This is a genomic window from Halobaculum halobium, from assembly GCF_030127145.1.
GTDB lineage: Archaea > Halobacteriota > Halobacteria > Halobacteriales > Haloferacaceae > Halobaculum > Halobaculum halobium.
In genome coordinates this window covers 2,810,885-2,828,450 of record NZ_CP126158.1, presented here as the reverse complement: position 1 = coordinate 2,828,450, position 17,566 = coordinate 2,810,885, and the positions used below count along the sequence as shown (strand labels likewise).

Below are 17,566 nucleotides of genomic sequence, written 5' to 3'. Positions count from 1 at the left end.
GCTCCAGCCAACGAACACGGCGGCGTTCATCCCGATGATCGCAGTCCCGCTGATGTGGCGCCTCGGAATGTCATACGGTCGGCGGCAGTAGGCTACAACCCGTACAGTTCTGCGCGCTCGTTCACCGCCCGCCGGACCGTCTTCCGACCGGCATCGAGTTCCTGCGCCGCCGCGCGCTGGCTCATCTCGTCGGCGGCGACCTGCTCCAGCACGGTAACGACGCGGTGGTAGTCGCTGCCCTCGACGAGCCGACCGTCGTCCTTCTCGAACCCCAGCGGCGCGGGACCGTGCCGATACTCATCGGAGTCCTGGCGCGCCGCGATCCCCTCGCGGATGTTCTGACGCTTGATCCGCGCTTCAACTCGCCGAACACACCGAGCATCTGAAAGAGCGCGCGCTGGTACGGATCTTCCTCGTCGGGCTTCATCACCAGCGACTCGGAGACGATGTGCAGCTCGACGCCAGCTCTCGCAGCCGCTCGGCGGTGCGCTCCAGGTCGGTGATGGAGCGGGCGACGCGCGAGACCTCGTGCGCAACGACGGCGTCGATCTCGCCGGCCTCCGCGTCGGACATGAGCCGCTGGTAGGCGTCGCGGGCGGTGTTGGTGCCACTCGACTTGTCGCGGTAGACCTCGATCTCGGCGAGCGACGCGCCGAGGGTGTCCTCGGCGTACTGCTTCGTCGAAGTCAACTGCCGTTCGAGGTTCTGCTTCGCGGTGGAAACGCGGGTGTAACAGGCGACGGTCACGCCCACCACTTCGAGCACTTAATATCCAGCCTTTACGCCCAGTCTGGGCAGGACTAAAGTTCAGCCCCACCCTCGGGGGATTCTCCGGACACCGGATCAGTACACATCCGAGCGCAGAATCGAGTACTAATTTCAGGGTGGTGGTTGCCGGGTTCCTGATACACTCGCGAACTTCATTTCACCGCGTCAAAGAAGAATCGGCCGCTAACAAGTTCTCAGTATCCCTGGCATCGCTGAAGAACAACAGTTAATATTACAAGAATTTCCATTTACCTTGTGATTGTGAATCGGGAACGTCTCGCTACTATATTTCTTGCCACAGTAGCCATTGGCCAGGCTTCTTACCAATTCCTAATGGTGCGAGCAGGTCTTTCGAATTTGTTTTTCGATGCGCGGGAAGTCTGGTATCCCGTCGCGGAAGCAGTTAGTTCTGGAGAGGCACTTTACCTCGGCAATGCGGGCGACAACAAACCACCTCTCTTTGAGATCCTCAATGTATTATTTTATCAAACGGGACAATACGAGCTTTCGTTCTTTGCATTTGTTGGATTATCTAATGCACTTGCAGCAGTCTTACTCTATCGATGGGTTGCTCAAGACTACTCTTTGATATTTGGTGAAGCCGCTGCACTACTCTACCTATCTACTCTCCCGTTGATCAATGGAACTATCCTTAATGTCCGCTCAGTTGCCGTCGTATGTCTCCTCTTCGCCCTTTATACTGAGAAGCCATTCGCGAAAGGCGTCAGTATCGCCACAGGTGCGATGTTCTCTCAATATACTGCATTAGCGGCAATACCAATTTTGCTCTGGGGTATTCATCGAAGCAAGCGTACCCGCGAGTGGGTATTCTCTTATATTTCTGCTGGGTTGCTTGTCATTGCAGTCAGTTATGGCACTGTTGGGGTTATCTGGGGTGTTGAGTCATTCCAGCAAGCTATTTTGTCCTCGGTGCTTGCTGCGGGAGATTACGTTGCTACTCCTGTGCGAAATCCGCTTATAAATCCGATACGTTGGGTGAGTTTACTTGGTCTTGCGGATTGTGTCGACTGTTCACGTCTGTGTTCCCGCAGCAATTTTGATATCTCGGAAGGTTCGAAGCCAACCAATCCAGATAATTGCTTCAAGCCCAAATTCTGTTTTGGGACAATCATTGATTCTCTCTGTGCTCTATTTCTGCACATTATTCATTAAATCACTCAGATACTATTGGGTATTCGTCATGCCATTTTTCTCTGTACTCACGGCCGAGCTGATCCTCTTGCGTCTGCATTCGAATTCAGAGGACCTATGAATGAGATTGGCATCAAAATGTCAAATTTAGATTTGAACGCATGTACTCAATTCGTGTGAATTCAATTAATGGGCTCTGTTGAAATCCTTCAGATCTGACATTGGCAAGAGCGAGTCTCCTGACCGATTTTCTCGGTTACGGTGCTAAATTACCGTCTCAACAAATCGCACGACAGCAAGAGGGTTTCAACAGAGCCAATTAATGAGCATTCAACTCCTATTGGATTCTTCCGGAATCAAGTTGCTCCCGACAGCAATCAAGACATACCAAAGTGGCTCGTCAATCACGATGTTGACCATTCCGGCGACGGTGATCCCACCAAATCCAATAAAGAGTGCTGAGAGGTACATCTGATCTATACTATCCAGATTGTAGATCGCTCGAGTATAATTGCGAATGATGGATAATCCGGTTGCCAGCAGTATGAGAACTGGTCCAATACCAGCCGCCATCCAGACACGTGTAATCAGATTGTGTGCCCGGAAGGAGCCGATCTCGTACATTTTCTCAGTCAAGACAACAAACCCTTCGTATCCGACACCAGTCAACCAGTGCCGCTGAATTGTAACAAGCTCCGCTTTGTGAACATCATAGCGCTGCGGTCCCAAAACCTCAGGCGAGAACGCGCCCGCTGTGAGCGGGATACTCGTTAGTCTTTGTGGGAATATGCCGATATGGACTGCAGCAAGTACAACGAGGCCGAATAATATGACTGCCACAGCTCCAGCTGGAAGTAGTCTCAAGAGTTCCAGTTCGGCGATAGACCGAAGAAACAGTATAGTCAATGCACCAAGTACGAAAACAAGCCCAACGATACCTCCCCGGGAACCCGAAAGAGGAATGAGGAAAATCATAGACGCAGTCAGCCCCACGTACGCCACTTTTGTCCATCCGGTCTTCCAATGGGTGACGAGTGCCATGAGTGGGATGAGAGCTAAGAGATTGCGCGAAAGTTCGTTTCGGCTAATATACGGGACAATACCTAGCGTGAGGTCGCCGAAAGCGATCTCGAACACTCCGTATCCTACCCACAAAGTCGAGATAATTAGAAGTACTCGGATGAGTTCCTGTAGAGCATCATCTCGACCGAGATATACTACGATAGATCCATAATAAATCATCATTAAGCCGAGATCAATAGCTCGGCGCATAGATTCGTATGGACTTGGAGACCAAGATGAACTGGCGATCAAGATAGAGAGTAGAACAAAAATTCCAATATCCGAGTGCGTGAGCCTGACATATCGTTCTTTGATTGCCGTTATAAATGCGAAAGAACCTACAAAAAAGACACCTATCATACGCGGTGTAATATATAAGCCGAGATCAAAACCGTACGGAATGAAGTGGCCGATGATCGGCAAAGAAAGTAGTAGAGCAAAAAGGCGAGTATAGATTTGAGGTCGCATTCGATATGCATGCCTACATCGCTCCGAATTTAGACTTTGCCAATCCGTTGGAACACTCGGCTGGAAAGACTGAAAAATGAGGTGCCAATCCGAGTTTTTAGATCGTCATGTCGGCGACCGCTTCGTTCGTCTCGTCCCCAGAGTCGTTTATCCCTGCCGCGACGGTTGGCCACCTGCGGATAACCTTGTTATTACTGTCGCAGTTGGCTGTCCATTCCCACGGGGTCGTTACTGACGCAACGTCAAACATCGTCCCTCGCAACACGTTTGCCCGCACTCCGGCAGTAGTTGAGTCCGCGTTGTCGAAGAGTGCGATCCGATCGCCGCCGGTGAAATTCAACCCGTGTGAATTGACCACGTTGAGGGTGACTTCAACGCCATCATCGTAATCAAACACAAAAGCCTCCCCAGCAGAAACGTTGCCGCGGACCTCCACACGATTCATATTCGCCCAGCCGTTTGCTCCGCCAGAATGAAAGCGCGCGACGCCGCCCGCGTTCCACGCGTGGACTTCGGCGTACCCGCCGACAACGCTATTCCCGTTCGTCTGTCGAAACTCAACAATTGGGGTGCCGTTAGTCGTGTCAACACGGGGGTAGCCGTAGACAGCCGTTTGATCTTGGCTCGCAATAGATTCAAGATCCGCGTTAAATCGAAACCACGACCCAACACCGCTCGACTCCGATAGCATTGCCCCATCGGCGTAGACAGTTGCGTTTGGCTTCAAATCGAACACCGAACCGGCTGACGATGCCGTCTCTCGGAGCCACACCCCTGATAGCGAGAGCGTGACGCCACCCTCGATTGTGATTGGCAACGTATCGTTTGCGGACACGTCTCCGAGGAAGTCGTTAGTGATGGGACCTTTTTGGATTCTGACCGATCCACTCCTCCGTGAATCTGGGGCGGCTGCCTCATCGATTGCGGCTTGGATGCTGTCGCCACTCGCAATATCAACTTCTATTGCATCTCTCAAGGGCAGTTTGCGCGTGTGTGTCCTATTCCCTGGATCGGTAAACGATTCCTCTGTACTTACCGATTTAGGTTCGATGTCTCTTCCCCGAATCGCGTTCGGGCCGGTCGCCGGCGTTCTCTCTGGCATTTAGTTGTCCTCCATGTCGGTCTTGGTGTTCTCTCGGTCGGATCGGCTCGTCTGCGGCGGCTTGTACGGGAGTCTGTCGAGTGCTGCGCGGGATAGTCCCCGGATCCGTTCCATACCGTACCGAAACGGGACGCCCAGCCCCAGGAGTATCCCAAACAGGAGGTACCCGAGGTTCGATCCGCTGATGCTCGAAATGCTTTCGAGCACGCTTACTCGCCTCCCTCGAACGTGACCACGACAGCGTCACCAGCGTTCGGCGTCCGAACGTGGATGAGTGACGTATCTGTGACGCTGAACAACAGCGAGTCCGTACGGCCGGTTAGCGGCGACTCCTGTGTGTCGGCGTCACCGACGAACACGTCGCCCGAGTTGTCGGATTTGTACTCGACCAGCACTCCAGCTCCCTCAGGCACGTCGAGAGACGGCAAGGGTTCGGCGTCGGTCCCGCCAGTCGAGTGGACAACTTGCGTCAGGCTGTCGTAGTTCCCGAGCCGGGCGTTTGTTACATCCTGCTTGTCGGCGTTTGCCGGTGGTCGTGGGTCTCCGTTGCGATCACGAACGGAGTCGATTTTGTCTACCTCTGCGGTGGTATCAAGTACCATTCTCAGGCACCCCCTTCGATCTGCTCGAAACCGACCGGCTGGATGTGGTACGTCTGGGGTGCTCCCGACGTGTTTCGGATGATTACTTTGGGAGTCGCGAAAGCGCTTTGCTGGGGCGAAGGTTACGGTCATGTCGTCGATGTCGGTCGGTGGGATGGCCGCCGGCCCGTATTGCGTGCTCCCGTCGTCGCGGATCTCGTAGATCGTGCCGCGGACCTTCGAGATGGCAAGAATCGGGAGATAGAACACGCTACCGGACTGCTCGGGCGTGAACGTAACCGTCACCTTCTCGCCGTCGTCCAACTCGGCTGTGTACGGCTCGTTGAAGGGAACGTCGTCCGGGTCGGGTTCTGGTACCCAGGGCATCACCGCACCTCCTCGGGAGGATCGGCGTACGCCCCGCCGTTATTGTCGGTGCCGTCACTCTCACCGCCGGTCCGGCCGGTGTCGTCGTCCATCTTCTCCCGGACCCGCTTCAGTTCCTCGTCCGTCATGTCCTCGTACTCGGTGTTCTCGATGTTAGCCATCCTGTCGCCCTCCGTCGGGTCGCGGTTCCTCGTCCGGGTCGAAGCGGTGCGGCGGCTGGTACTTCTCGTTGCCAACGAGCCGCGCCCCGAAGCGTTGGAGCCACCGGCGATTGCCGATGGACCGCGTCTTGTTCGCTGCGCCCCGCTCGCTATTCCGCTCGACAGCGCCGCGCATCCGGTGGGCCTCGTAGAGGATGCCGAGCGCCGACGTGGCGGTGATACCCGCTGACACCTGCACCGCGTAGCTCGCCAGTAGGTCCATCATGTGAACGCCTCCGCGGTGTTGCTCGCGCTGTTCGCCAGCCACGCGATAGCCAGCAGCGCGACGAGCGCCAGCACGACCTTGCTGTTCGGCAGCCCGAGCGCGTCGCCCGAGCCGCCGAACGGGTTGTTTCCGCCGTCATCGCTTTGGTCGTCGCCGCCCCCGCCGAACGGATTCGATCCGCCGGGGTCGTCGCCACCAGGAAGCGCGCTGCTGTCCTCCTCGACGGTCAGGGACCGCGGCGTACTGGAGTGCGTCCGCTCCTCCTTGATGACCGAAACGGTCGCCTCCACCGTGTACTCTCCCGCCGGAAGCTCCGGGTCGAACTCGACAGCCGCGTTCGCCCCGAGCATCTGCCCCACACGGTTCCGGGGGACGCACTCGCGGACCGTCTCATCAAAGACCTTCTCGCCGGCAGCGTCGCGGATGACGAGGGTTACGTCGGTCTTGTGTCCGTACTCGCCGCCGGTGTTGCAGGTCTTCTCCTCCCACGAGAACGCGGCCGTCTCGTTGTTGTTGACGCCGACGCGGATCGGGATCGGAACCCCCGCCGCGGCCGGACCCTCGAACTCGACGCGCCGAACTCGAACATCCGCCACGGGCTACTCACCCCCGTACATGACCCAGCCGACAACGACGAGTGCCAGCGCCAGCAGCGCCGGATTGCCGATGTCGCCGCCGACTCCCGGTGTCTCTGTGTCGGCGGGCGTGTTGTCCGGCTGGTTGTCGGTGTCGGCGCCGTCGGTGTACTCGCCGCTCTCGCTGTCGACTACCCCGCTCTCGATGCCGCCGGTGTCGTCCGACCCGTCCGACCCGCCCGAACCGTCCGATCCGTCCGAGCCCCCGATAGTGTCGAGCGCGTCGTCGGTGAGATCCTGCTGGGCGTCGTCGGCCGCCGGGTCGTCGCTGTTGTTGTCGCTGATGATGGTGACGCCGCCCGTGTCCGGGTCGCCGTCCGAGTCCACGACGTTGCCGGCCGAGTCCTCGCTGTCGTATTCGAGCCCGCCACCGTCGGCCTGCCCGAGATCGAGGTCGTCGCTGGTCTGGTCCTGCTCGATGTCCTCGGTGTCGTTCGTGTAGTCGCTCGAACCGCCGGAGTCGTCCGAGCCGCCGGAGTCCGTGTCGTCGGTGGTGTCGGTCGTCCCGCCACCGCCGCCGTCCTGGTCCCACGACGGGCCGGTGAGTCCGCCCACCATCAGCGGTTCACCTCCACGTACACCAGCGACGCGAACAGCAGCACGTTGATGAGCGCCGCCGCGACTTGGATGTCCTCGGGTGTCACCGAGGTACCCGCCAGCGCGTTCTCGAACACCGGGGCGCCCGGCTGTGCCGGCGTGCCCGGTTCCACGTACCCCGGCATGGCGGCGCCGTCGGTCATGGTCGTGAGACGGTCCGACGGCTCGGTGCCGGTCGGAGCGCCGCCAGTCGCGGCCGGCGTGAGTCCGCCGGACATTGTTTACCGCCTCGCGGCGTCCATGCGGACCACCGCGCCCAGCCCCTCGATGGAGCCGGTGGCTGCCGAGTAGGGGATCGACAGCAGCGCGTTGGCCGCCGGTTCGGGCTCGCCGTCGCCGTCGACGTCCTGCATGAACGCCGCCGTGTACGGCGCGTCGACGTACAGCGAGAGCGTCCAGTCGGTCGGGACGTACCGCTGCCAGTACGACCGCCCGAGCGAGAGATTCACCGGCTCCTTGGCGTTGTCACGCAGGTGCAGCTTGTTGATGAGCCGCGAGTCGACGGTCTCCTTCGTCCCGTTCGGTGCCTCCTTGACGAGTTCGAGCTGGGCCTGATCGCCCGCGGCGTAGTAGACGCCCAGCGTGGTGTCGGTGCCCCCGCTCGTGTAGTCGAAGGTGTTGGCGTCGTAGTCCACCGAGTCGGGCTGCACGACGGAACCGCCTTCGTACAGTAGCAGCGAGGTGTCGACCGCTCCGGAGTCGATGAGGTCGTGCGAGAGGTTGAACGTCTCCTGGTTGTCCGCAGTCCCGTCGGTCGTGAACTCCTGGTACGCCATGATGGCGTACTCCGTGGCGTTGGTCTCGCGGAGCATGTGCGCCCGGTTGACCTGCACGGAAGCGACCTCGGTCCGCTCGCCGGGCGTGCCGGCGGTGAAGTCGAAACTCGCCTTGGTGAACTCGTCGCGGTTGATGCTGGCCGACTTCAGCCGCGAGCGCACGGCGGATTCGTCCGCCATCGCTCAGTCCCCCCCGGACCGGACGGTCACGGCCTTGTCGTCGAAGTAGAACTCCGAGTTGTCCCAGTCGATCTGCTCCGAGGACTCGAGGAACACCTCGACGCTCTCGATGTCCTCGACGACCAGCGCGGAGCCCTTGAGTTCGACACGGGTCCGGTCGCGGTACTCCTCGTTCTGCTGCTCCTTGATGCTCAGACGGCGGAACGTGCCGATGTTCGAGAGCTTGTAGGAGACGACCTGCGGCTGATCGAGGTGGGGTGCGTCCCATCGGATCGTCACCTCCGTGTCGAGCGGGAGCGGGTCGTCGTTGGAGTCGCGGAGCTTCGCCTGGATGGGGAAGCCCGCGCCGCCCATGTTCGAGATCTCCAGGACCATCCCGTCGATGGGCGAGAAGCCGAGGACCGAGGTCGCCTGATCCACGACGTTGGTCTTCTCGGTGGCCTCGACCTGCCGCGTGCCGAGGTTGGAAAGCGTTTCAGTCATCTACGCCCCCACTCCCTGAACCGTCGACTTGATGTCGAACCGCTCCGCGGCCTTGTCGACCGTGTAGAGGCCGCCGCCGATGCTGATCTCGTAGGAGTACATCGGGGAGAGCTGGCCGCCGGCTGCGACCGCGAGCCCGTATACCTCGGGGTTGTCCTTCACCATGTCCGGCGCGACGCCGGAAGTCAGGTTCTTGAGAACCGTGGGGGCCATGAAGCCCGCGAAGATCGCGGCCACGGACTCCCACAGTTCGGTCGATGCGAGTGCGTCGAACGCCTCTGCCATGTCTGCCATGCTACACCCGGGCCGATGAGAGGGGGCGAAAAAGGCGGCCTGCGCAGGGATTGCGTCGCGTGTGTCCTGATTGCGTCGCTGGTGATCAGCGACGGCCGGGCGACTGCTCTTTCTCCCACATCTCCATGAGTCGGCGCACAACCTCGGCGTTCGAGAGCTCGCCGCGGCGGTGCTCGCTCAGGTCCTCGCGGATGTCCGCGAACTGTTCGGCGTCCTCACCGCTCAGCGTGGTGCGTTCTCGGGCCATGGTCAGAGGTTCGGGTCGTGAATCGGGTTGCCTTCCGGGCCGTAGTGTGTCGATTCCATCTCCAAGCCGCGGGTGTCCCAACGGTCCATCTCGCCGGCCGTGTTCGCGAATATCCACTCCGAGCCGATGATGTGGCCCGCGTCGTCCTCGAACTGCCGCAGCGGGACCGGCCCGGCGTCCGGCGCGTGCAGTTCCTCGGGAAGCGACGGAACGCGCGAGACGGACGGGTTGTGTACGTCGACGGGGTACTCGGCCTCGATCTGGTTCCGGTCCTGTTTGGCCTTGAACGCCCCCAGTACCGTTTCGTCACACTGTGAGACGACCGTCTTTTCCAGCTTCGCGAGCCGCTGGGTGATCCACAACGAGGACGCACCTTCACCGCGGCCGGTCGTTGCCAGCCCCTCGATAGCGTCGGGCACCTTCCCCGTCTGCGGGGCGACGAAGTGCGCCTCGTCGATGGCCGTGAGAGAGTCGCCGAGGCGACGCGCGGCCTTGATGATGCGGGCACAGACCGTCCGCCACTCCTCCGGCGGAAGGTTGTAGCGGGCGAGCACGACGGCGCCGTTCTCCGCGATGAACGACTCCCACATCTTGACGGACCACGACGCCTCCCGAGGACCGACGATGAAGTGAGAGGCGAAGCCGGCTTTCACCAGCCCGCGGTACTCGTCCTTGAAGTCGAGGACGGCGACGTGCTCGAACTCGGGGATGTTGCGCTCGATGATCGACTGCCCGACGAAGGACTTCCCGTGCCCGCTCATGGCGCCGAGGAGCCGGCGCGTCACGGCTCGCGAACTCCTGCGGCGTCCGGGTCGACGCCGGCCGCGAGCGCCACCCGGCGGTTCTTCTCGGGCGTACTGTACCCGTCGTACTCGGGATCTCGCTCGGGGAGCCAGTCGGGGACCATCTCGGTGGGGACATGCCAGCCCGCCTGTCCCTCGTCGGGGAGGTCGGCCCACACGACCGCCCACTCGTCGCCGTTCACGTCGTCGGTGTCGTGCCAGTAGCCCATCGGCACGTATGCGAGGTTGTGTTGATCGAGCAGACTCAGCGCCCGGAGCGCCAGCAGCGCGTTCAGGTTCCGCTCGCGGTACACGTCGGTCTTGTCCTTCGGTTCGCTGTCGGTCTCACTCATCCGCGTCGCCCTCCAGCTCGTCTGCGGCGTTGTGGATGACCGTACAGGCGGCGCGGAAGTTCGCTGCGAACAGTCGTTCGGCCGCCTCTCCTCCGTCGAACTCGACAACGCGATCCTCGAACGTCGCGAGGTCCACGCCCCACTTGTTCCGAACGTGGTGGTCGGCGAGCGCTCGGTCGGAGCCCTCGGCGCCGCCTTCTCGGTACGTCTCCGCCCAGCGGGCGATCTGCGCCTCCCACTCGTCGGCGTCGGCGCCGAGATACCCCTCGACGCCGTCGGTGGTGTCGAGGAGTTCGGGCGCGACGTTTTCGAGCCAGAGGTCGTCGAACGAGCCGCCGGCCATCGCGTCGATCATTGCTTCGAGCGAGTCTCGGCGCATCTCGACGGCCGGCACCTCGCCGATCACGTCCTGGTCGGTGGCGTCCTCCAGGCGCTTGGCGGCGGTCAGTACCTCGTGTTCGGCGCCGGCGATGATGCCGGTCAGGTGGTCGATCGCGCCCATCTCCTTGAGCTTCGCCATCATCTTGCGGACGGCGCGGTTTCTGATCCCCCTCATGCGGCCGCCTCACCCCCGGTTCCGCCCATCGCCTTCTCCATCAGCCGGTCGATCTGCTTGTCGAGAACGTCCGTCTCACGAGTGAGGCCGTCGCCCATCGACAGGACCGTAGCGAACAGTAGCGCCTCGTGCGGTTCGAGGTCGCTCCCGACGCCCATCATGTCCATCGTCTCGTTGAAGTGGTCCGCGAGGTCGTACTGCTCGAAGTGGTCGCGCCCCAGCTCGTTCTCGCCGCCGTGCTTGCGGATCTGGGCGTTGGTCACGGACTTGACGACCGAGACGTACATCTCGCCAGCCTTCGCGACCGACGCATCCGGGTTCGCATCGTCCGCCATGCTGCCCGGCTCGGTCGGTTCGGCGGCGTCGTCGCCGGCGTCCTCGCTCTCGTTCTCGTCGTCGGCACCGGCCTCCGCCTCAACATCGTCGGGGTCGATGTCGCTGGGGACGATCGCCTGCTCGTCGCTCTCGATGTCCGGCTGTTCGTCGCCGGTGTCGCTACCGCCCTCGGTAGCGGCCCCTTCAGGGGCGCTTTCGGCCCCCTCGGGCGCCCCCTCGTCGGCGCTCTCTTCAGCCCTGCCGTCTGGGGATTCGGCTTGCTCTTCGGGGTCGCTCATGCGGTCAGACCACCCCCGGACTCGCCGGCACCGGCTTCAGGGGCCGCTTCAGCGCCCCCCGGTTCCGCCCCTTCCGCGCCGCTTGAGCCGGCTGGATCGCCTGATTCGCCTCCGCCACCGTCGGCGGTGACGAGGAGCACCAAGAGCACCGCCCCAAGGGCCAGCCCGAGCAAGAGTGGAGGGGACACCCCGCCGATAGAGCCGGCAAGCAGGCCCCCAGCGGCGGCCGCTTCCGCCCCTGAAGCGCCCCTCCGGCGCCGCTCTCGTCGCCTTCGGAATCGCCTTCCGAAGCGCTGCCGTCGCTCGATTCGCCTTCGCTGTTCCCCTGCTGCTGTTGGTACTCGTCGTCGGTTGCCATGCTGTCGTCGGTAGCACCCCTTCAGGGGCCGCTTCGGTCGCCTCGGATTCGGCGCTCTCGCGCCCCTCTCCGCCCTGTTCTTCGCCCTTCTCCCCGCTCTCCTCGGCCGGGGACTCGGTAGCGGGGCCCTCGGGGGCGCTTTCGACCCCTTCGTCGCCCCCCTCGTCGCCCGGCTCTTGAGCTTCGAGCTCGGCTCGCAGCGCCTCCTTGTCGGCGTGGGGATCGTCGCTCATCGCGTTGATGTGCGAGCGGACACTGTTCGCGGTCTTGAACTCGCCAGTGCCGAAATCGCAGTCGTCGGCTGGGCAGGTGTGGCCGCTCATAGGTCCATGTGCTCGGCCGCACCGACGCCCTCAGCCATCGCTTCGAGGAACTCACGGAACTCGCGCGGGTCGTCGAAGTCCGGGAGCGTATCGGGCGAGAGGTGCGCTTCTGCGATGAGGTCGCCATCCTCGACAATCTCGGCGCTCCAGTAGCCTGCCTGTACCTCGGTCGGGTCGCTGATCGTGATCTGTGTCATGTGTCTGCCTCCGTAGCTGCTCGTTCGGTTTCGTCACTCACGCCGACGGGCGTCGAACCCGCACCGTCGACGGCCGCCTCTCGTACGTCCTCGCGGTCGCCGGCGGTCACGTCGTGACCGTGTTCGGAGTGGTCTGCATGGCACTCCTCGCAGGTCGTCGCGACCATCCGCACAAGATCCGTGAGGTCGGCGTTCGCATCCTCCAGCTTCGTGAAGTGGATCGGCTCCAGCCCCGCGTCGGTTCGGATGCCGTTCACCGCCCGCGCCGCGTCGTTCGCGTGCTCCAGCGACTCGCGCAGCTTCTCGATGTGCTCGGCGACAGCGTCGGTCGCGTTGAGATAGCCCCGGACCGACCGGAGGTACGCACCGACACGCGCTCCCTCGAGATCGTCCGGCGGCGATAGCGGGCTGGCATCGTCGTCGGTCGGCCCGTCTCCGGGTGCTGGGTCCGGCTCCGTGAGCAGGTCGGATACCTCCGCCTCCGAGTACCCACACGCCTCTTGGAGGAACTCGCAGGCGTCGGGGTCGCCGTGCTCGCAGTGGCCGCGGGCGTGGTTGCAGCCTTCGGCCTGCTCGGTGGCGGCTGCGTTCGCCTCCCGGTCGGCGTCGCGCTGGTCCGGATCGGCGCGGGCGCCGCCGCCCTCTTGGCCGGCGTTCTCCATCACCTCGCGGTGCTCGTCGACCGTGAGGGTCGGGTCGACGTAGCTCGTCCAGTCGCTCACACCGTGGCGGGCGGCCAGTCCCTTGATAGAGCGCGCCCAGAGCACGTTTGCCCGGCCTTTCGAGAAGTCGAGGCGCCCGCGTTCGGCGTCGGTTAGGTCGACCTGACCGGGGCCGCGGTCCTCGCGCTGGGCGGTTCCCTCGTCGGCCTCGGCGCGGAGTCGGTCAAGGAGCGTGTCGGGCGTGTCGCTGACGAAGTGGACCGTCCGCATCCGCTTGTCGTCGTCCACGGGACAAACGAGATCGGCGTGCTCCTCGCGAGCGCGGTCCGCAGCCGCCTTCGAGCCGAACTCGACGGCCTCGCTCACGTCGGCCCCTCCATCGCTGCCAGCGTTACCGCGGCGCCGATGATCAGCCAGAACAGCGTGACTACAACGGCAAACGTGATAGCCGCTGCACACCCTGCGGCGATGAACGGCCCGCTGAAGCAGGTCATGTCTCACCACCCGGACAGATGTATCGATAGCAGATCCGCCCCTCGCCGTCGCGGGTCTGCTCCATCTCGTGCTCGAAGCCCGGCCGGCCGCAGTTGGCGCAGTCCCAGCCCGGCGTCCGAACGCCTGCCTCCTTGGCCTGTTCGTACGTCTCAGGCATTGATACCCTCCGTATCCGACTCTTCGATGAGGGTGACATACTGACCGAGCATCCCGACGGCGAGTAGCGCCAGCGCGATCCCCTGACCGACCCCGCCCCAGTAGCCGAGCGGGTCTGTCGGGAACCTCGCGACCAACATCGCACCGACGTTGAGGCCGAGGATGCCGGCCGTTCCGTAGGCCCACACCAACGTCCATGCGTCAGTCATCGCCCAGCTCCTCGCCGGTGTACGCTTCCAACGTCGAGACGGCCGAGGCGGGCGCGTCGTCGCGCTCGTCGATCTCGCCGGGCTCACCGGCGCCGCGGTACTCGATTCCGTCCGCGGTGTCCTCGAAGGTGTGCGGGAACGTCTTGCCGGTCGCGTCTTCGACAGAAACGACGTGATACGTTCGCTGGGTTCCGTTCTGCTTCTCGTGGAGTGTTTGCACTCCCATGTTCGCGTGAACGGTGGTTTTGCCTACAAGTCTTGTTAGTGATGTATTCAGCTATGGAATTAATCACTTGCGACCGTAAGAAGGAGTCGCCGGCGGGGCCTACAGGTAGGTCTCGCCGTGGTCGAGGTGATCCGCACGGGCCATGTGCCGGCGGTGCTCTTTCACGCTGTTCTCGATGTTCCCGCAGCCGAGACAGCGGATCCGCGACTGAGGAATATCTGTGTCGTCTACTGCATCCGGCTCAGTCATCCGCCGGAGCCTCCTCGGGACTGCCGTAGCTGTTCAGACTCGGGGCCGTCGACGTGAGGGCCTCGTTGACCAGTGCCCGGGCAAGGTTCACGGGGACAGCGTTCCCGATCTGTGCCGTCCTCGACGCCTTCGTGTCGCCGACAAACTCGTAGTCGCTCGGGAAGCCCTGTGCCGCGGCGAGTTCCCGCGGCTGGAGCATCCGGTACCGGAGCCCGAGCCCCAGCGGTGAGAGGTTCGGAACGCACAGCGCGTGCCGATCCTTCGTCGTCACCGTCGGCAACGGCTCGTCGACGGGTGCCGTGTCGCTGTTCCCGTAGTATTCGACGAGGAACGGCGAGACCAGGTGCCCGTCGTGGTTGCTTGCCGTCACCGTGTGAAGCGGCCGGTCGTCTGCCTCGTAGGTCGCGTTCGAGTGAAGCCCGCGAGCCGGCAGGTTCCGCGGCTTCAACGGCTGCGCTTCGATGAAGTGAACGGCGCCGCGCGTCGCGATCGTCGGCACCGGCTCCGTGTCGGCGTCGAGAGCACGGGCGTTCGACTGCTGGCCCATCACCATCCGAGTTCCGCCGTCGGTCGCCGCGGACGCCGTCGCGGACACGAGAAACGGCTCGTCGCGTTCGTCGAGCGCGTCGGGTAGGTCGTCGACCGAAACGACATCCTCCTGCATCCGTTCGATGTCGTCGGGGCCGATCCCGGCGACCACGTCCGCGTAGTCGGCGAGGTCGTCGTCACAGTGGTCGCGGATACCCTGTGCGATCCGCTGCATCGTGTTGTTCGAGAGTGGCCGCGAGCGCGTCCAGATGGACGATCCGCGGTCGCTCCAGTCGATCACTTCAGCGGCCGACCGCCACGGATCGCGGTCCTCGCCGGGCGACTCCGCGTGTGTTGGTTCCGGGTGGGTAGCACGACCGCCACGGCGGGCGACGACGAACAGCCGACGCCGCGAAGTCGTGTCGCCGTAGTCGGCGGCGTTCAGCACGTCGTAGTCGACCGAGTAGCCGAGCGAGTGGATCACGTCGACCCACGCCTCGAACGTCTCGCCGTTTCGCGTCGGCTTCCCGTCGTCGTCGATCGGTCCCCACGACTTCAGTTCCGGGACGTTCTCGACGAGGACCGCCTCGGGTTGCGTCTTCTGAACCCAGTCGACGACGTGCCACGGGCTCGCGCGGCGCTGTTCGGAGACGGGTTGCGATCCGTGGGCTCTGCTGAAGTGCGTACACTCCGGGCCGGCGACGAGCAGGTCCACGTCGTCGTCACCAACGACCTTCGGCGGGTGCAGCTCCTCGACTTTCGCGTTGTGATGCTCGGCCCACGGGTGGTTCCGCTTGTGCGTCGCGATCGCGTCGTCGTCGTGGTTGACGGCGATCAGTCGCACGTCGTAGCCGAGATTTTCGCATTCGAGTGCGAGCCCGTGGCTGAATCCTCCAGCGCCGCAGAACAGGTCCACGGCGGTCAGGTGAGAACCTCCAGATTCGTCTATATCGCCCATGGTTCCACCTCGATGTCCGACAGCGGCACGTAGCTCCAGTTCCAGCGCCCGTTACTGTTCACGCGATTGATCGCGAATCCGATGGACGTCTTCTTCCACTGGTTGTTGAACTCAGCAACGCGCCACATGTTGCCGTTGGCGCTCTGAAGAACCCACGAGAGTGTCCCGTGGGGACTCTCCAGCCGCAGGCATTTCCCGGTCTCAGATGGCGTGATGGCGGCACGTAGCGACTCGTGCGACGGACAGTAATGGTCGTCGAGCGCGAGTTGAGAACCTCCCGCGTTGTGATCATCAGTCATCGGCGGGAACACCCCCACGCCGCGCCTCTCGGCGCTCGGCCACGGTCCGGTGCCGGTGGATCCACTCGTCGGGGTCGGCCGCGGGCGGCTTCACCCGGACGTAGGTCTTCGAGTGCCGGACGCTCGGCCCGTCGCCGGACAGGTTCACGTAGCCCTCTCGCTGGAGCCGGTGGGTGAAGGCATCGAGACTCCCCTTCTTCACGTCGGCCTCGTTGGCGACCGCGCTGTCGTAGTGGTCGAGGGTCAGCTTCAGGTCCTCGTTCGCGAACGCCAGCAGGGCGTCGTAGACGCGCGCCAGTGTGTCGTCGTCGGGACGGAACTCGTCGGAGGTGTCGCGACCGCGCTCGCGTCGAACGACGGCCTCCATGTGTCGGCGGAGGTCGTCGCTCATGCTGTCGCCGCGCTCGTCGAGCACGTCCTGGTAGTCCTCCTTCAGTTCGGCGTCGCACCGGACGGACAACTGCGCGCTGTCGTTGCTCTTACTCTGTTGGTTGCGAGGCATCAGATAGCCTCCGTGTGTAGCAGGTTGGTGTTCGTGTAATACGCAGACGGCGACGGGGAACGGGCCTCCGCTACACACCCCCCCGGGGAGGGGGTAGCGCGGGGTTCGTGCGCGCCCTCGGGTGTGCGCGCTCGCGAGGACCGCCGGAACCGCCGTCGCTGACGGGCCGAGACGGTCGCGAACGGCCGATCCGTCATCTGCGACCCTCCCCGCCGACGCGGCGGTCGCCGACGGCATCCTCTCGAAGCGCCCGATCGATCTGGTGGCCGCCGTCCGGTAGGGCCTCACCTGACGGTGTGTCCTCGACGGCGGTCGACGCGATCCGGACGCGCTCGCCGGTCGTCGTCTCGCCGCCGATGAACGCGGCCTTGCGAAGCGTGCAGAGATGAGCGCATGGCCCGTCGTTCCAGTGATAGCCCTCGCAGTCGCACCAACCGACGAACGCGCCGCTCTCGTCCGCGAGGGCGACGCTGTGTGCGTCCTCTCCGTCCGGGAGAGACACACGCCAGCCGTAGGTGCTCGCCCGCTCGATGAGCGCGTGCAGGCCGTCGGCGCGGTCCCACGAGGTACCGCCCATCGCGGCCTCGAAATCGAGCACGTCGCCGCTGACGGCGTCGGAGACCGTCACCTCGGCCGCGTCTGGAAGCGTGCGGCGGTCGTCGGTGCTCACCGTTCGTCACCTCCAGGACACTCGGGACAGACGCGGCGCGGGATCCCGCTGCCAAACGGCGTCCGTGTAACGAGTCGGGAGCCGCAGCTCGGGCAGTAGCTCACGGAGAACACCTCCCATCATCGAGAGCCGGACACCGCTGATCGTCCTCACCAATCGGGGAGCCGCAGACCGTGCAGATCGGCGCGGGAAGCGCCGACAAATCGACGCGACGGGTGCGGCTCACCGCCGTTCACCTCCGTGGGATAAGGAAGAGGCTACCGGCTGTCGA

Annotated in this window: 31 protein-coding genes; 1 reads left to right on the top strand and 30 read right to left on the bottom strand. The window is 63.2% G+C overall.

Annotated elements, in window-relative coordinates; genetic code table 11:
- Nucleotides 1–426: 426 nt before the first annotated feature.
- Nucleotides 427–747, bottom strand: coding sequence for a recombinase family protein (locus P0Y41_RS15025; protein WP_284062053.1), 321 nt, complete (start codon nt 745–747; stop codon nt 427–429).
- Between the two features lie 282 nt (nt 748–1,029).
- Here P0Y41_RS15025 and P0Y41_RS15020 point away from each other — a divergent pair, with 282 nt between their 5' ends.
- Nucleotides 1,030–1,941, top strand: coding sequence for a hypothetical protein (locus P0Y41_RS15020; protein ID WP_284062052.1), 912 nt, complete (start codon nt 1,030–1,032; stop codon nt 1,939–1,941).
- A gap of 309 nt (nt 1,942–2,250) precedes the next feature.
- Here P0Y41_RS15020 and P0Y41_RS15015 read toward each other — a convergent pair whose 3' ends face one another.
- The 29 genes from P0Y41_RS15015 to P0Y41_RS18065 all read right to left on the bottom strand — a co-directional run bounded on the left by P0Y41_RS15015 (nt 2,251) and on the right by P0Y41_RS18065 (nt 17,399).
- Nucleotides 2,251–3,342: an O-antigen ligase family protein gene (locus tag P0Y41_RS15015; protein ID WP_284062034.1), complete on the bottom strand. Its 1,092-nt coding sequence runs from the start codon at nt 3,340–3,342 to the stop codon at nt 2,251–2,253.
- A 205-nt stretch (nt 3,343–3,547) separates the two neighbouring features.
- Nucleotides 3,548–4,552, bottom strand: a complete 1,005-nt coding sequence (locus tag P0Y41_RS15010) for a hypothetical protein (RefSeq protein ID WP_284062033.1) — start codon at nt 4,550–4,552, stop codon at nt 3,548–3,550.
- On the bottom strand, nt 4,553–4,759 hold the full coding sequence (locus tag P0Y41_RS15005; RefSeq protein WP_284062032.1) for a hypothetical protein: 207 nt from the start codon (nt 4,757–4,759) through the stop codon (nt 4,553–4,555).
- Between the two features lie 2 nt (nt 4,760–4,761).
- Nucleotides 4,762–5,520 (bottom strand): hypothetical protein, encoded by a 759-nt coding sequence (locus P0Y41_RS15000; RefSeq protein ID WP_284062031.1) that lies wholly within the window; start codon nt 5,518–5,520, stop codon nt 4,762–4,764.
- The gene (locus tag P0Y41_RS14995) at nt 5,520–5,681 is read right to left on the bottom strand and encodes a hypothetical protein (protein WP_284062030.1); all 162 of its coding nucleotides are present in this window, start codon (nt 5,679–5,681) and stop codon (nt 5,520–5,522) included. Before P0Y41_RS14995 ends, P0Y41_RS15000 begins: the two co-directional genes overlap by 1 nt.
- A complete protein-coding gene (locus P0Y41_RS14990; protein WP_284062029.1) occupies nt 5,674–5,946 on the bottom strand; it encodes a hypothetical protein in 273 nt (90 codons plus the stop codon). The genes P0Y41_RS14995 and P0Y41_RS14990 overlap by 8 nt, the downstream gene beginning before the upstream one ends.
- On the bottom strand, nt 5,943–6,542 hold the full coding sequence (locus tag P0Y41_RS14985; RefSeq protein ID WP_284062028.1) for a hypothetical protein: 600 nt from the start codon (nt 6,540–6,542) through the stop codon (nt 5,943–5,945). The genes P0Y41_RS14990 and P0Y41_RS14985 overlap by 4 nt, the downstream gene beginning before the upstream one ends.
- A 3-nt stretch (nt 6,543–6,545) precedes the next feature.
- The gene (locus P0Y41_RS14980) at nt 6,546–7,139 is read right to left on the bottom strand and encodes a hypothetical protein (RefSeq protein ID WP_284062027.1); all 594 of its coding nucleotides are present in this window, start codon (nt 7,137–7,139) and stop codon (nt 6,546–6,548) included.
- On the bottom strand, nt 7,139–7,396 hold the full coding sequence (locus P0Y41_RS14975) for a hypothetical protein (RefSeq protein ID WP_284062026.1): 258 nt from the start codon (nt 7,394–7,396) through the stop codon (nt 7,139–7,141). Before P0Y41_RS14975 ends, P0Y41_RS14980 begins: the two co-directional genes overlap by 1 nt.
- Before the next feature lie 3 nt (nt 7,397–7,399).
- The gene (locus P0Y41_RS14970) at nt 7,400–8,134 is read right to left on the bottom strand and encodes a hypothetical protein (RefSeq protein ID WP_284062025.1); all 735 of its coding nucleotides are present in this window, start codon (nt 8,132–8,134) and stop codon (nt 7,400–7,402) included.
- A gap of 3 nt (nt 8,135–8,137) precedes the next feature.
- Nucleotides 8,138–8,617 carry a class-II aminoacyl-tRNA synthetase family protein gene (locus P0Y41_RS14965; protein WP_284062024.1) on the bottom strand — a complete coding sequence of 160 codons (480 nt, stop codon included), beginning with the start codon at nt 8,615–8,617 and terminating at the stop codon, nt 8,138–8,140.
- A complete protein-coding gene (locus tag P0Y41_RS14960) occupies nt 8,618–8,911 on the bottom strand; it encodes a hypothetical protein (protein ID WP_284062023.1) in 294 nt (97 codons plus the stop codon).
- Nucleotides 8,912–8,996: 85 nt separating this feature from the next.
- On the bottom strand, nt 8,997–9,158 hold the full coding sequence (locus tag P0Y41_RS14955; protein ID WP_284062022.1) for a hypothetical protein: 162 nt from the start codon (nt 9,156–9,158) through the stop codon (nt 8,997–8,999).
- A 2-nt stretch (nt 9,159–9,160) separates the two neighbouring features.
- On the bottom strand, nt 9,161–9,943 hold the full coding sequence (locus tag P0Y41_RS14950; RefSeq protein WP_284062021.1) for a hypothetical protein: 783 nt from the start codon (nt 9,941–9,943) through the stop codon (nt 9,161–9,163).
- Nucleotides 9,940–10,293, bottom strand: coding sequence for a WDGH domain-containing protein (locus P0Y41_RS14945; protein ID WP_284062020.1), 354 nt, complete (start codon nt 10,291–10,293; stop codon nt 9,940–9,942). Before P0Y41_RS14945 ends, P0Y41_RS14950 begins: the two co-directional genes overlap by 4 nt.
- Entirely contained in the window at nt 10,286–10,849 is a 564-nt protein-coding gene (locus tag P0Y41_RS14940; RefSeq protein ID WP_284062019.1) for a hypothetical protein, read from the bottom strand. The genes P0Y41_RS14945 and P0Y41_RS14940 overlap by 8 nt, the downstream gene beginning before the upstream one ends.
- A complete protein-coding gene (locus tag P0Y41_RS14935; protein ID WP_284062018.1) occupies nt 10,846–11,463 on the bottom strand; it encodes a hypothetical protein in 618 nt (205 codons plus the stop codon). The genes P0Y41_RS14940 and P0Y41_RS14935 overlap by 4 nt, the downstream gene beginning before the upstream one ends.
- Nucleotides 11,464–12,140: 677 nt before the next feature.
- The gene (locus tag P0Y41_RS14930; protein WP_284062016.1) at nt 12,141–12,341 is read right to left on the bottom strand and encodes a hypothetical protein; all 201 of its coding nucleotides are present in this window, start codon (nt 12,339–12,341) and stop codon (nt 12,141–12,143) included.
- Entirely contained in the window at nt 12,338–13,369 is a 1,032-nt protein-coding gene (locus tag P0Y41_RS14925; protein WP_284062015.1) for a hypothetical protein, read from the bottom strand. Before P0Y41_RS14925 ends, P0Y41_RS14930 begins: the two co-directional genes overlap by 4 nt.
- A complete protein-coding gene (locus tag P0Y41_RS14920) occupies nt 13,366–13,497 on the bottom strand; it encodes a hypothetical protein (protein WP_284062014.1) in 132 nt (43 codons plus the stop codon). Before P0Y41_RS14920 ends, P0Y41_RS14925 begins: the two co-directional genes overlap by 4 nt.
- Nucleotides 13,494–13,655: a hypothetical protein gene (locus tag P0Y41_RS14915; protein WP_284062013.1), complete on the bottom strand. Its 162-nt coding sequence runs from the start codon at nt 13,653–13,655 to the stop codon at nt 13,494–13,496. The genes P0Y41_RS14920 and P0Y41_RS14915 overlap by 4 nt, the downstream gene beginning before the upstream one ends.
- Nucleotides 13,648–13,863: a hypothetical protein gene (locus tag P0Y41_RS14910; protein ID WP_284062012.1), complete on the bottom strand. Its 216-nt coding sequence runs from the start codon at nt 13,861–13,863 to the stop codon at nt 13,648–13,650. Before P0Y41_RS14910 ends, P0Y41_RS14915 begins: the two co-directional genes overlap by 8 nt.
- Entirely contained in the window at nt 13,856–14,089 is a 234-nt protein-coding gene (locus tag P0Y41_RS14905) for a hypothetical protein (protein ID WP_284062011.1), read from the bottom strand. The genes P0Y41_RS14910 and P0Y41_RS14905 overlap by 8 nt, the downstream gene beginning before the upstream one ends.
- Nucleotides 14,090–14,188: 99 nt before the next feature.
- Complete coding sequence (locus tag P0Y41_RS14900) at nt 14,189–14,338, bottom strand: hypothetical protein (protein ID WP_284062010.1); 150 nt, start codon at nt 14,336–14,338, stop codon at nt 14,189–14,191.
- A complete protein-coding gene (locus P0Y41_RS14895) occupies nt 14,331–15,824 on the bottom strand; it encodes a DNA cytosine methyltransferase (protein WP_284062009.1) in 1,494 nt (497 codons plus the stop codon). The genes P0Y41_RS14900 and P0Y41_RS14895 overlap by 8 nt, the downstream gene beginning before the upstream one ends.
- Nucleotides 15,812–16,123 carry a hypothetical protein gene (locus P0Y41_RS14890; protein WP_284062008.1) on the bottom strand — a complete coding sequence of 104 codons (312 nt, stop codon included), beginning with the start codon at nt 16,121–16,123 and terminating at the stop codon, nt 15,812–15,814. The genes P0Y41_RS14895 and P0Y41_RS14890 overlap by 13 nt, the downstream gene beginning before the upstream one ends.
- Nucleotides 16,116–16,625 (bottom strand): hypothetical protein, encoded by a 510-nt coding sequence (locus tag P0Y41_RS14885; RefSeq protein WP_284062007.1) that lies wholly within the window; start codon nt 16,623–16,625, stop codon nt 16,116–16,118. Before P0Y41_RS14885 ends, P0Y41_RS14890 begins: the two co-directional genes overlap by 8 nt.
- Nucleotides 16,626–16,818: 193 nt before the next feature.
- Nucleotides 16,819–17,295, bottom strand: coding sequence for a hypothetical protein (locus P0Y41_RS14880; RefSeq protein ID WP_284062006.1), 477 nt, complete (start codon nt 17,293–17,295; stop codon nt 16,819–16,821).
- Complete coding sequence (locus P0Y41_RS18065; protein ID WP_390214545.1) at nt 17,292–17,399, bottom strand: zinc ribbon domain-containing protein; 108 nt, start codon at nt 17,397–17,399, stop codon at nt 17,292–17,294. Before P0Y41_RS18065 ends, P0Y41_RS14880 begins: the two co-directional genes overlap by 4 nt.
- Between the last annotated feature and the right edge of the window lie 167 nt (nt 17,400–17,566).

Coding starts and splice junctions, on each gene's coding strand:
- P0Y41_RS15015 (WP_284062034.1), bottom strand. CDS start 3,342: ATGATAGGTGTCTTTTTTGTAGGTTCTTTCGCATTTATAACGGCAATC.
- P0Y41_RS15010 (WP_284062033.1), bottom strand. CDS start 4,552: ATGCCAGAGAGAACGCCGGCGACCGGCCCGAACGCGATTCGGGGAAGA.
- P0Y41_RS15000 (WP_284062031.1), bottom strand. CDS start 5,520: ATGCCCTGGGTACCAGAACCCGACCCGGACGACGTTCCCTTCAACGAG.
- P0Y41_RS14995 (WP_284062030.1), bottom strand. CDS start 5,681: ATGGCTAACATCGAGAACACCGAGTACGAGGACATGACGGACGAGGAA.
- P0Y41_RS14990 (WP_284062029.1), bottom strand. CDS start 5,946: ATGATGGACCTACTGGCGAGCTACGCGGTGCAGGTGTCAGCGGGTATC.
- P0Y41_RS14980 (WP_284062027.1), bottom strand. CDS start 7,139: ATGGTGGGCGGACTCACCGGCCCGTCGTGGGACCAGGACGGCGGCGGT.
- P0Y41_RS14975 (WP_284062026.1), bottom strand. CDS start 7,396: ATGTCCGGCGGACTCACGCCGGCCGCGACTGGCGGCGCTCCGACCGGC.
- P0Y41_RS14970 (WP_284062025.1), bottom strand. CDS start 8,134: ATGGCGGACGAATCCGCCGTGCGCTCGCGGCTGAAGTCGGCCAGCATC.
- P0Y41_RS14965 (WP_284062024.1), bottom strand. CDS start 8,617: ATGACTGAAACGCTTTCCAACCTCGGCACGCGGCAGGTCGAGGCCACC.
- P0Y41_RS14960 (WP_284062023.1), bottom strand. CDS start 8,911: ATGGCAGACATGGCAGAGGCGTTCGACGCACTCGCATCGACCGAACTG.
- P0Y41_RS14955 (WP_284062022.1), bottom strand. CDS start 9,158: ATGGCCCGAGAACGCACCACGCTGAGCGGTGAGGACGCCGAACAGTTC.
- P0Y41_RS14945 (WP_284062020.1), bottom strand. CDS start 10,293: ATGAGTGAGACCGACAGCGAACCGAAGGACAAGACCGACGTGTACCGC.
- P0Y41_RS14940 (WP_284062019.1), bottom strand. CDS start 10,849: ATGAGGGGGATCAGAAACCGCGCCGTCCGCAAGATGATGGCGAAGCTC.
- P0Y41_RS14935 (WP_284062018.1), bottom strand. CDS start 11,463: ATGAGCGACCCCGAAGAGCAAGCCGAATCCCCAGACGGCAGGGCTGAA.
- P0Y41_RS14930 (WP_284062016.1), bottom strand. CDS start 12,341: ATGACACAGATCACGATCAGCGACCCGACCGAGGTACAGGCAGGCTAC.
- P0Y41_RS14920 (WP_284062014.1), bottom strand. CDS start 13,497: ATGACCTGCTTCAGCGGGCCGTTCATCGCCGCAGGGTGTGCAGCGGCT.
- P0Y41_RS14915 (WP_284062013.1), bottom strand. CDS start 13,655: ATGCCTGAGACGTACGAACAGGCCAAGGAGGCAGGCGTTCGGACGCCG.
- P0Y41_RS14910 (WP_284062012.1), bottom strand. CDS start 13,863: ATGACTGACGCATGGACGTTGGTGTGGGCCTACGGAACGGCCGGCATC.
- P0Y41_RS14905 (WP_284062011.1), bottom strand. CDS start 14,089: ATGGGAGTGCAAACACTCCACGAGAAGCAGAACGGAACCCAGCGAACG.
- P0Y41_RS14900 (WP_284062010.1), bottom strand. CDS start 14,338: ATGACTGAGCCGGATGCAGTAGACGACACAGATATTCCTCAGTCGCGG.
- P0Y41_RS14895 (WP_284062009.1), bottom strand. CDS start 15,824: ATGGGCGATATAGACGAATCTGGAGGTTCTCACCTGACCGCCGTGGAC.
- P0Y41_RS14890 (WP_284062008.1), bottom strand. CDS start 16,123: ATGACTGATGATCACAACGCGGGAGGTTCTCAACTCGCGCTCGACGAC.
- P0Y41_RS14885 (WP_284062007.1), bottom strand. CDS start 16,625: ATGCCTCGCAACCAACAGAGTAAGAGCAACGACAGCGCGCAGTTGTCC.